The sequence below is a fragment of the Pseudomonas sp. NBRC 111140 genome (assembly GCF_001320885.1).
GTDB classification, from domain to species: domain Bacteria; phylum Pseudomonadota; class Gammaproteobacteria; order Pseudomonadales; family Pseudomonadaceae; genus Aquipseudomonas; species Aquipseudomonas putida_P.
In genome coordinates this window covers 16,870-27,794 of sequence record NZ_BCBQ01000040.1, presented here as the reverse complement: position 1 = coordinate 27,794, position 10,925 = coordinate 16,870, and the positions used below count along the sequence as shown (strand labels likewise).

The 10,925-nt window shown below is 63.4% G+C and carries 9 protein-coding genes; 1 reads left to right on the top strand and 8 read right to left on the bottom strand.

Annotated elements, in window-relative coordinates; genetic code table 11:
- Nucleotides 1-54: 54 nt before the first annotated feature.
- Nucleotides 55-276: a DUF3820 family protein gene (locus tag APH42_RS14880; RefSeq protein ID WP_060493627.1), complete on the bottom strand. Its 222-nt coding sequence runs from the start codon at nucleotides 274-276 to the stop codon at nucleotides 55-57.
- A gap of 202 nt (nucleotides 277-478) precedes the next feature.
- On the opposite strand from APH42_RS14880, the gene APH42_RS14875 reads away from it, so the two are divergent.
- Nucleotides 479-955, top strand: coding sequence for a PA2169 family four-helix-bundle protein (locus tag APH42_RS14875; protein WP_060493626.1), 477 nt, complete (start codon nucleotides 479-481; stop codon nucleotides 953-955).
- Here APH42_RS14875 and APH42_RS14870 read toward each other — a convergent pair.
- From APH42_RS14870 to APH42_RS14840, 7 genes are all read right to left on the bottom strand, one after another.
- Complete coding sequence (locus APH42_RS14870) at nucleotides 952-2,442, bottom strand: sensor domain-containing diguanylate cyclase (RefSeq protein WP_060493625.1); 1,491 nt, start codon at nucleotides 2,440-2,442, stop codon at nucleotides 952-954. The two genes, APH42_RS14875 and APH42_RS14870, sit on opposite strands and share 4 nt — an antisense overlap.
- 234 nt (nucleotides 2,443-2,676) lie before the next feature.
- Nucleotides 2,677-4,020, bottom strand: a complete 1,344-nt coding sequence (locus APH42_RS14865) for an OprD family porin (RefSeq protein WP_060493624.1) — start codon at nucleotides 4,018-4,020, stop codon at nucleotides 2,677-2,679.
- 205 nt (nucleotides 4,021-4,225) lie between these two features.
- Complete coding sequence (locus APH42_RS14860; protein ID WP_012270543.1) at nucleotides 4,226-4,450, bottom strand: hypothetical protein; 225 nt, start codon at nucleotides 4,448-4,450, stop codon at nucleotides 4,226-4,228.
- A gap of 156 nt (nucleotides 4,451-4,606) precedes the next feature.
- Nucleotides 4,607-6,004, bottom strand: a complete 1,398-nt coding sequence (locus tag APH42_RS14855; protein ID WP_060493623.1) for a heavy metal sensor histidine kinase — start codon at nucleotides 6,002-6,004, stop codon at nucleotides 4,607-4,609.
- Nucleotides 5,979-6,653: a heavy metal response regulator transcription factor gene (locus APH42_RS14850; protein WP_012270545.1), complete on the bottom strand. Its 675-nt coding sequence runs from the start codon at nucleotides 6,651-6,653 to the stop codon at nucleotides 5,979-5,981. Before APH42_RS14850 ends, APH42_RS14855 begins: the two co-directional genes overlap by 26 nt.
- A 9-nt stretch (nucleotides 6,654-6,662) precedes the next feature.
- The gene (locus APH42_RS14845; RefSeq protein ID WP_060493622.1) at nucleotides 6,663-9,755 is read right to left on the bottom strand and encodes a multidrug efflux RND transporter permease subunit; all 3,093 of its coding nucleotides are present in this window, start codon (nucleotides 9,753-9,755) and stop codon (nucleotides 6,663-6,665) included.
- The gene (locus APH42_RS14840) at nucleotides 9,752-10,915 is read right to left on the bottom strand and encodes an efflux RND transporter periplasmic adaptor subunit (protein ID WP_012270547.1); all 1,164 of its coding nucleotides are present in this window, start codon (nucleotides 10,913-10,915) and stop codon (nucleotides 9,752-9,754) included. Before APH42_RS14840 ends, APH42_RS14845 begins: the two co-directional genes overlap by 4 nt.
- Nucleotides 10,916-10,925: the final 10 nt, after the last annotated feature.

The window sequence follows — 10,925 nt, the reverse complement described above, 5'->3', positions numbered from 1 at the left end:
CTTTGCGGCCCTTTCGCGACACAAGGCCGCTCCCACTAAGCCCGATTTGACCTGTCAGCGCCCATGTTTCTTGCGTAACGGCACCAACAGATCACCCAGCCCGTTGTGGTCGATCTCATGCATCAACGCCAGTAACCCACCCAGTTCTCCCGCCGGGAAACCCTTGCGCGCGAACCACGCCAGGTAGTCCCCCGGCAGGTCGGCAATGATTCGCCCTTGGTACTTGCCGAACGGCATGCTGCGGGTCACCAGCAGTTCGAGGGTTTCCGGCTTCATCTACGGCGCACCTGGTTGTTCAAAAGCGCCGACCATACTGCAATCTGCACGAAGCCCCAAGCGGCAATCATGCAGAACGCCGTTGCCAGTCCGCGTCATTTGTTTTGTAACTATATGAATAATAAGCGTTTTTCTTTATCTGGCAGCATGGCACGAACGCTGCACCTGTGTAGATGACTATCACCTGCCAAGGAGTTCGACCATGAGCAACCCCAACAAAGACGTGATTGACGTGCTCAACGACCTGATCGAGTACAGCAAGGATGGCGAGAAGGGCTTCAAGGCCTCGGCCGATGATGTGAAGAACGCCGAGCTGAAAGCGTTCTTCGTCCAGCGTGCCGGCGAGTGCGCCAACGCGGCCGGTGAACTGCAGAGCGAAGTGCGCCGCCTGGGCGGCGACCCGGAAACCTCCACCAGCATCAGCGGCGACCTGCACCGCGGCTGGGTCAACCTCAAGTCGATGGTTACCGGCAAGGACGAAGAAGCGGTGCTGAACGAAGTGGAGCGCGGTGAAGACCACGCCCTCAAAGCCTACAAGGAAGCCCGCGAAAAACTGGTGAAGCTGGGCCGCACTGCCAGCGACACGACCTACAGCCTGGTGGAAAAACAGCTGCAAGGCGTGCAGCGCAACCATGACCAGGTCAAAGCCCTGCGCGACTCCGCCCGCGCCCGTTCCTAATCGGCCGGGCTCTCTACCCGGTTGCGGCCTTTGGCTTTGGCCCGGTAGAGCGCTTCATCCGCGGCACCCAGCACCCTGCTCAGGTCATGCTGGGTGCCGGACAGGCCGATGCCAATGCTCACCGTAACCGCGTGGGCATCATCGGCAAACGGCGCCAGCGCCTCGACGCTCGCACGGATGCGTTCAGCCAGCAGCTGCGCACCGGCCAGGTCGGTTTCTGGCAGCACCACCTGAAACTCCTCCCCTCCATAGCGCGCAGCCAGGTCCGCCGGGCGACGGATACATGCCTCGATAGTCTTGGCCACTTCGCGCAGGGCGTGGTCGCCACCGGCGTGGCCATGGCGTTGGTTGAATGCCTTGAAATGGTCCACATCGACCATCAGCACCGCCAGTGGCTTGCGGTTACGTTGGGCGCGCGCCCATTCCTGGCGCAACACCTGATCCAGTCGGCGGCGGTTGGCCAGGCCCGTCAGGCTGTCAGTGGCCGCCAGCGTGGCCAGGCCTTCTTCGGCTTCGTGGCGGCGGCGCAATTCACGGCCCAGCAGCAGCGTCAGCCAGAGAATGCCCACGCACAGCACCCCGGTGGCGACGCTGACCAGAATTGCGGTGCGGCGCCAGGATTGAAACACCTCGTCGGCCGAGTGCACCACCAACACGATCAGGGGCAATTGCGCGACACGGGCGAAGGTATACATGCGCGGTTTGCCGCTGCCGCCGGAGCGGGCGGTGAAGCTGCCGCTGCGTTCACTGAGGATGCGCTTGAAGTTGGGCCGTTCGGCGTAGTTGCTGCCGATCAGCGGGTCGTGCACGCGGGAGGGCTGGCGGGCGAGCAACTGCCCGTCGGTATTGAACAGGTTGATGCTGCTGTCATCCCCGATGTCCAGGCGCTGGAACAGTTCACTGAAGTACGACAGGCGCAGCGCACCCGCCGCCAACCCGGCGAACTCGCCATTGGGGCCGGAGATACGCCGGCTGAAACTGATGCACCAGTCCAGGTCGCCGAGCTTGGCCTTGAACGGCGGGCCTACCAGCAGGCCGAGGTTGGCATTGTGCTGGTGAGCCTTGAACACCCCGGTGTCGCCGAAGTTGGCCTTGCGCGGCACGCTGCTGGTGGAATCGCCGACGACGTTGCCTTGTTTGTCCAGCCACAGCACGTCACCGCGCTTGCGGTCGACGAACGCTTCATTGAACAGCAGGCGCTGGCGCAGTGGGCCAGGAGTTTGCGCCAGCTCCTTGCGCCCGACGGCCCAGATCAGGCCTTGCAGCGACTGGTCGTACAGTTCGGCGTTGCGCAGGATGTCGCTTTCGATCAGCTGGACGATGTTGTTCGACGCGCGCACCGCCGACAGCTCGACGCTGTCGCGCTCGCGGGCCAGCAGGTAGCTGACGATAGCCACGATGGCGAGCACGGCAAGGCAACTGCCCAGGTTGAGGATCAGTTCGGGGTGCGACCTGTAGACTGGGAAACGCGGGGATTGGGTGGGCATGCTCGCTACTGCGTGGGCAGGGCCATTCGCGGCGGCAATATTCTAGGGAAGCAGAGATTGTCGGACAAGATTTGTCCGACGGAATCACGCAGAGCTGTATTTCGGCTTCACGCCGAACCCTGTGGGAGCGGGTTTACCCGCGAAGAATCCACCGCGGTGCTTGGCACCGGCTTCGCCGGTGTTCGCGGGTGAACCCGCTCCCACAGAGTCATATGTATTGTTTACAAACGGCGATCAGAACACGTTAAGCGGGTAATCCACGATCACGCGTACTTCGTCGTTGTCGCTGTTGCTGTCGATCGACGCATAACCCTGGCTGCCACGGTGGGTGGCGTAGCGCACCAGTACCGACAGGTCCTTCAGGTCACCCGCCTGGAACACGTACTTCACGTCCAGGTCGCGTTCCCAGTGCATGGCGTTCTTGCCATCTTCCCGGTAGTAGTCGTAATGCGTGGTGTCCTGGGTGTCCTGGGTGGCCTTGGTCAGGTCGGCTTCACCGCGCGAGTACGACAGCGAAGTGGTCAGGCCTGGCACGCCGACACCGGCGAAGTCATAGTCGTACTGCAGCTTCCACGAGCGCTCGTTCGGCGCGTTGAAGTCCGAGTACATGCGCGAGTTGTCCAGGTACACGCTGTCGCCCAGGTTGATGTAGTCGAACGGCGTGTTGCCGTTCACGCGCTGGTAGGCGGCGGTGATGCTGTGGAACCCGGCGTTGACGGTGAAGTGCACGCTGTAGGTGTTGTTGTCGATCTTGCCCAGCAGGGCCTGGCCGGTGTCCTGGGTGTGGTAGAAGTGCACGCCCGGGTTCAGGCTGACCAGGTCGTTGACCACGTAGGTGTAGTCGAAGTCAGCGTAGTACTGGTTCCAGATGTCCTTCAGCTCGGCGGCGTACAGGTTGGCGGTGATGTTCTCGGTACCGCTCCACGATGCGCCGGCCCAGTTCAGGTGCTTGCTCTTGTCGTGCTCGTCCAGCGACCCGTAGTAGGTGTCGATGCGGCGGTGGCCGCTCTGGTTGTAGGGGTGGGTGAAGCTCACCTGGCCGCCTTCGAGCAGCAGGCCGTCGATGCTGGTGTTGGTCAGGCTCACACCACGGAAGGTTTGCGGCAGCATGCGGGTTTCGCCGCCGGCGATCACCGGGTTGGTGAGGAACAGGTCACCAGCTTTCAGTTCGGTGTCGAAGGCCTTGAGCTTGACCGCAGCGCCAGCCGTGGAGAACGAGTGCGGGGCAGCCCCCAGTTCGCCGTCGTCCTTGATGTGCTCAGGCAGGATACTGGTGCCGGCATGGCCGCCACCGCCGTCGAGCTTCAGGCCCAACATGGCATGGGCGTCCAGGCCAAAGCCGATGACACCGGGGGTGTAACCCGACTCGAAGCGCGCAACCGCGCCCTGGCCCCATTCGCGGGTGTCGCGCACGCCAGCGTTGTGGTTGTCGCGGTTGAAGTAGGCATTACGAAAATGCAGGTTGAAGGACGACCCTTCGATGAAGCCATCAGCCTTGTCTTCATCTGCCTGGGCGGCGAAAGGGATCGTTGCAGTCAACGCAATGAAAAGCGGGGTAAAACGAAACGCGGAAGGCACCGGTACTAGCTCCTTTGGTCTGACGGTGGGGCAGTTTTTATTTTTGAATGTGCGTCTTTTTTATAGGATGACGTTACAGCCGGGCTGAGAGTTAAAGCACATAAAAAAAGCCGCTGATTGGCAGCGGCTTTAAAAGGCTAACATATCGGCACCGGTGGTGCCCATGGCGTAGCCAAGGGAAAACGGGAGCAGTGACAGCGCGTGATCAGCTGTCGGCATTGGCATCGACAGAAACTTTGGAAGCTGTCTGTTTTGCGTCTTTGGCGGCGTCTGCCTTATTTGCGGCTACCGCGTCGCGGGCCTCTTGATGGACAGCGGCGAACTCAGCATTACGGGCGACGAAAGCCTGGGATTCTTCGGCCATGGCCAGGGGCGACAACAACAGGGAAGACAGGACGAAGACGCTGGCAATACCCATACTGTTGGACATTTGAAACTACCTTCTTGCGGTGCAAGTGCTAATGAGGACGGGGGTAAAGTTAGCCCTTTCAATGCACTTGAAACAGAGCGAAGTGCGATAAGCACTGTTGCGCAAAAGGTAACGATCCATGAGAAAGCAATAGTACTTTCGCCGCAAACCCCCGTCCTAGACGCGGTCCCTGTGGGTGGGTAACTGGATACCGAAGGTATTGGCCCCCGCTGCACTGCGTACAAACACCTCCCCACCATGCATCAGCGCGATCGCCTTGACGATCGCCAAGCCCAACCCATGGTTGCCACCACCACTGTTGCTGCGTGCAGCATCCACCCGGTAGAAACGTTCGAACAGTAACGGCAGGTGCTCATCATCAATTGCCGGCCCCGGGTTACTCACGGCAATGCTGACCTGTTCCGGCCCGGCATCGATCTGCACCTGGATCACCTGGTGTGGTGCGGTGTGCTGCACGGCGTTGTTCAGCAGGTTGATCAGCGCCCGGCGCAGCTGGGCTTTTTCAATCGGCGCCTGGGCGTCGCCGGTCACGCTCACGCTGACCTGCGCGTCTTCGAGGATGTAATCCAGGTAGTCGAGGGTGGTCGCTACTTCCTCGGCCAGCGAGGCCTGGGTCAGGGCGGTGGCCTTGCTGCCTTGATCGGCGCTGGCCAGGAACAGCATGTCGTTGATGATGCTGCGCAGGCGCTCCAGCTCTTCCAGGTTCGATTGCAGCACTTCGAAGTAGTGCTCGGCGCTGCGGCCACGGGTCAGCGCCACCTGGGTCTGGCCGATCAGGTTGGTCAGCGGCGAACGCAGTTCGTGGGCTACGTCGGCGTTGAACGCTTCCAGCCGCGAATAGGCCTGGCTGACGCGGTCGAGCGCAGCGTTGAAGGCGCCGGCAAACTGCGCCAGCTCCGGGGCCAGCGCGTGGGTCTGCAAGCGCCCGTCCAGGCGAGGTGGCGCCAGTGCCTGGGCCTCGTTGGACAACGCCAGCAGCGGCCGCAGGCCGATGCGCGCCACCCAGTAGCCCAGCACTGAAGCCAGCAGCACGCCAAGCACGGCCAGCCCGACAATCGCCACCAGCAGGCTGTGCTGTGCCTGCCAGAAGGTTTCGGTGTCAATGCCGATCAGAAAACACAACGCCGGCCGCTCGCCCAGCGCCGGCAGTTCGCTGACCAGTACTTTGTACGGGTAGGGCCGGTCAGGCAGACGCAGGTCGCGCATGCCTTGCGGCCCTTCGGCGAAGGCACGCACCAGCTCGCTGGGGTGGCCGTATTCATAGGCCGGGTTGCTGCTGACCACCCAGAAGCGAATGCGCTTGTCCTCTTCGCTAAGCAGGTTGAGCTTGTTGTTGATCTTGGCCCAGTGGTCGGGTGTGCCATAGCGGTTGAGGGTGGATTCGAGCACGCTGAAGCGCGCATCCAGCTCCGCCTGTGGCAGCAAGTCGAGGCTGCGATCGACCTGGCGGTACAGCGCCGAGCCGATCAGCACGAACACACCCAGCGCCACCAGGATGAACAACGCCGACAGGCGCAGCGCGATGGAGTTACCCCGCACGGTTTTCCAGGACATAGCCCATGCCTCGGATGGTGTGCAGCAACTTGTTGTCGAAAGGCCCGTCGAGTTTCGCGCGCAGGCGCTTGATCGCCACTTCCACGACGTTGGCATCGCTGTCGAAGTTGATGTCCCAGACCAGCTCGGCAATCGCCGTCTTCGACAGGATTTCACCCTGCCGCCGGGCCAGCACGCTCAATAACGAGAACTCCTTGGCCGTCAGGTCCAGGCGTTGACCGGCGCGAGTGGCCTTGCGCGCCATCAGGTCGATCCACAGGTCTGCCACCTGCACCTGCAGCGGTTCGTGGCTGCTGCTGCGCCGAGTCAGGGCCTGCAGGCGGGCGACCAGTTCGAGGAACGAGAACGGCTTGCCCAGGTAATCGTCAGCGCCCTCACGCAGCCCATGGATGCGGTCTTCGACACGCTCGCGGGCGGTCAGCATGATCACCGGCGTTTGCTTGCGAGCGCGCAAGGCGCGCAGCACGCCATAACCGTCCAGGCCTGGCAGCATCACATCCAGCACGATTACCGCGTAGTCACCCTCCAGGGCCAGGTGCAGGCCATCGATGCCGTCCCGCGCCAGGTCCACGGTAAAGCCCTGTTCGCTCAGGCCGCGATGCAGGTAGTCGGCGGTTTTTTCTTCGTCTTCGATGATCAGCACACGCATGGTCTTGTCCTAACTGGCACTTGGCGCTGCCGTTCGGGCAGCCTGGCGGCGGTGGAACAGGCGCTCCAGGGCCAAGTATATGACCGGGGTGGTGAACAGCGTCAGCGCCTGGCTCACCAGCAGGCCGCCGACTACCGCAATGCCCAGCGGTTGGCGCAGCTCGGCCCCAGTACCAAAACCGAACATCAGCGGCACGGCGCCGAGCAAGGCTGCCAGGGTGGTCATGATGATCGGCCGGAAGCGCGTCAGGCACGCCTGGTGAATCGCCTGTTCAGGTGTCAGGCCGTGATGGCGCTGCGCTTCGAGGGCGAAGTCGATCAGCAGGATGCCGTTTTTCTTGACGATACCGATCAGCAGCACCACACCAATCAGCCCCATGATGCTGAAGTCCTGGCCCATGGCCCACAGCAAAATCAGCGCACCCAGGCCGGCCGAGGGCAGGGTGGAGATGATCGTCAGCGGGTGGACGAAGCTTTCGTACAGCACACCGAGAATGATGTACACCGCCACCAGTGCCGCCAGAATCAGCCAAGGCTGGCTCGACAGCGAACTCTGGAATGCCTGCGCCGCACCCTGGAAGTTGCCGCTGATCGAGTCGGGCATGCCCAGTTCGCGCTGGGTGCGATCAAGGATGCTTACCGCATCGCCCAAGGCCACGCCTGGCGCCAGGTTGAACGACAGGTTGGCGGCTGGGAACAGGCCATCGTGGCTGATCGACAGGGGCCCGGTGCTGGGCGGTGCCACGTGGGCCACGGCCGACAGTGGCACCATTTGGCTGGTCAGCGGCGAGCGCAGGTAGAAGTAGTTGAGGCTTTCGGCCTTGCCGCGCTGGCGCGCGTCCAGTTCCAGGATCACCTTGTACTGGTTGGTCTCGGTCTGGAATTCGCTGATCTGCCGCTGGCCGAAGGCGTCGTACAGGGCCTGGTCGACGTCGGTGGTGGTCAGGCCGAAACGTGCTGCGGCCTGGCGGTCGATATCGATGCGGGTGACACTGGCGCCCAACTGCAGGTCATTGGACAAGTCGCGGAACGCCGGGTTTTCCCGCAGGCGGTCGGTCAGGCGCTGGGTCCACAGGTTAAGCGCGTCGCCATCGTTGCTCTTGAGCACATACTGGTACTGGGTGCGCGAGGGCCCGGAGCTGAGGTTGATGTCCTGACCGGCGCGCATGTACAGCACGATGCCCGGTACCTGGGCTAGCTTGGGCCGCAGCCGGTCGATCAGTTCGCTGGCCGAGACATCGCGTTCGCCGCGCGGCTTGAGGGCGATCCAGAAGCGGCCGTTGGCGATGGTCTGGTTGCTGCCGGTAACGCCCACCGAATGGGAGAACGCACGCACCGCAGGGTCTGCGCCGATGATTTTGGCCAGTGCCTGGTGCTTCTCGATCATCGACGGGTATGACACATCCGCCGCCGCTTCGCTGGTGCCCAGGATGAAGCCGGTGTCCTGCAGGGGGAAGAAGCCCTTGGGGATGCCCACGTAACCTGCCACCGCCAGCGCCAGGGTCACACCGAATACACCGAGGGTCAGGCGCTGGTGGGCGAGGGCCCGGTTCAAGCCTTTTTCATACCACTTGACCAGGCGCTCGCCAAACCCACCCTTGTGCTCGCCGGGCGGGCGGCGCATGAACAGTGCGCACAGGGTTGGCGCCAAGGTCAACGAGACCACCACCGAAATCAAAATGGTGGCGGTGGCAGTGAGGGCGAATTCCTTGAACAGCCTGCCGACCACACCGCCCATGAACAGCAGCGGGATGAACGCGGCAATCAGCGAGAAACTGATCGACACCACGGTAAAGCCGATTTCCCCAGCGCCCTTGAGCGCCGCCGTGCGGCTGTCGTCGCCGGCCTCCAGGTGACGATGGATGTTCTCCACCACCACGATGGCATCATCCACCACGAAGCCCACCGAGATGACGATGGCCACCAGGGTGAGGTTGTTCAGGCTGAAACCCAGTACGTACATCAGCGCGCAGCTGGCGATCAGCGATACACCGAGCACGCTGGACACCACCATTGTCGCCGACCACTGGCGCAGGAACAGCGCCATGACCCCGATCACCAAGGCCACTGCGATCATCAGGGTCAGCTCCACTTCGTGCAGCGAGGCGCGGATGGTCTGGGTGCGGTCCTGCAGCACCGACACCTCGACCGAGGCCGGCAGCATCTCTTGCAGCTTGGGCAGGGCGGCCAGTACCCGGTCCACCGTATCGACGATGTTGGCCCCTGGCTGGCGGAAGATCACCAGGTTCAGCCCCGGCTGGTCACCGGACCAGGCTTTGACATAGGCGTTTTCGGCACCGTTGATCACCTTGGCCACGTCCTTCAGGTGCACGGGGGCGCCGTCGCGGTACGAGACGATCAGTTGCGCGTAGTCCTCGGGGTGGAACAGCTGGTCGTTGGCGGCGATGGTCGACACGCTGTGCTCGCCGTAGAGCGCGCCCTTGGCCAGGTTCAGGCTGGTTTGCTGGATGGCCTGGCGCAGGTCGGCCAGGGTCAGGCCGATGGCGGCCAGTTTTTCGGGCTGCGCCTGCACGCGGATGGCCGGGCGTAATTGGCCGGTGATGTTGATCAGGCCCACCCCTTCGATCTGGCTCAGTTGGCGGGCCAGCAGGGTTTCGGCGTAGTCGCTGAGCTCGTTGCCGGGCATTTGGTCGGAACTGACCGTCATTACCAGCACCGGGCTGTCGGCTGGGTTGACCTTGCGCCAGGTCGGCGGGTTGGGCAGGTCTTGCGGCAGGCGCGCAGTGGCGGTGTTGATCGCTGCCTGTACTTCCTGGGCGGCAGTGTCGATGTTCTTGTCCAGGGTGAACTGCAAGATCAGGGTGGTCGAGCCCAGCGCACTGCTGCTGGTCATCTGGGTCATGCCGGGGATGGCGCTGAACTGCACTTCCAGGGGCGTGGCGACCGACGAGGCCATGGTTTCCGGGCTGGCGCCGGGCAGTTGGGCCGTGACCTGGATGGTCGGGAAGTCTGCCTCGGGCAGTGGCGCCACCGGCAGGCGCGGGAAGGCGATGGCCCCCAGCAGCACCAGGGCGAAGGTCAGCAGCAAGGTGGCGATGGGATGGTCGATGCACCAGGCCGAAACACCGTTGCGCGTGTTCATGGCTGGCTCCGGCGATCCGCCATTTCCGACGGCACGGGGGCGTCATGGGTGATCTCGACCCGTGAGCCCGGCTTGAGCCGCGACTGGCCATCGAGCACCAGGCGCTCGCCCGGCTTGACCCCGGCTATGATGTTCAGCCCGCTGTCCTGGTACAGCACCTTGACCGGCACGCTGGTGACCTTGTCGCCGTCCAGGCGGTAGACGAAGTGCCCGTCGACGCCGCGTTGCACCACGGGCGGCGGCACCACCAGGGCGTTTTCTTCCACAGCTGTGCGCAGGCGAATGGTGACCAACTGGCCTGGCCACAGGCGGCCGTCCTTGTTGTCGAACTCGGCTTTTACCCGCACGGTGCCGGTGGTGGCGGAAATCTGGTTGTCGATCAGTGCCAGATGGCCTTCGCCGAGCAGGCTGCGTTCGCCATCGGCGTCCATATAGGCCTGCACCAGCGCCGGGGTTGGCGCCTTCAGCAGGCTCTGCAGGGTTGGCAGCATTTGCTGTGGCAGGGCGAATTCGACGGCGATCGGGTCGATCTGGGTGACGCTGAACAGCCCTTGGGTATCGCTGGTGCGCACCAGGTTGCCAGGGTCGACGTTGCGGATGCCGACGCGCCCGGTGACCGGCGAGCGGATCTGCGTGTAGGAGAGTTGCACCTCGGCGTTGGCGATGGCGGCCTGGTTGCCCTTGACCGTGGCCTGCAACTGGTTGACCAGCGCCTGTTGCTGGTCAAGGGTCTGCTTGGACACGCCGTCATCGCTGCTGAGCAGGCGGTAGCGCTTGAGGTCGACGCCGGCCACCTGGATCTGAGCCTGGCTTTGGCCGAGCTGGGCGCGGGCCTGGTCGAGGCTGGCGCGGATGCTGCGATCATCGAGGGTGGCGAGCAGGTCGCCCTCCTTGACCCACTGACCTTCCTTGACCAGCACTTGCGTGAGTATCCCCTCGACTTGCGGCCTGACCTCGACGCTGTGCAACGACAGCACCGAGCCGATGGCGCTGGCATAGCGCGGCACGTCTTGCTGGGCAACGCTGACAACGCGCACAGGGATGGCGGTTTGTGCGCGGGCGGCCGGTTCGGGTTGGCGCTGGCCGAACCAGATGCCCGCTACCACCAGGACCAGAAGCGCCAAGGCGGCGAGGATGACTGAGCGGGACGGACGTCGCATCGGTGCGGGC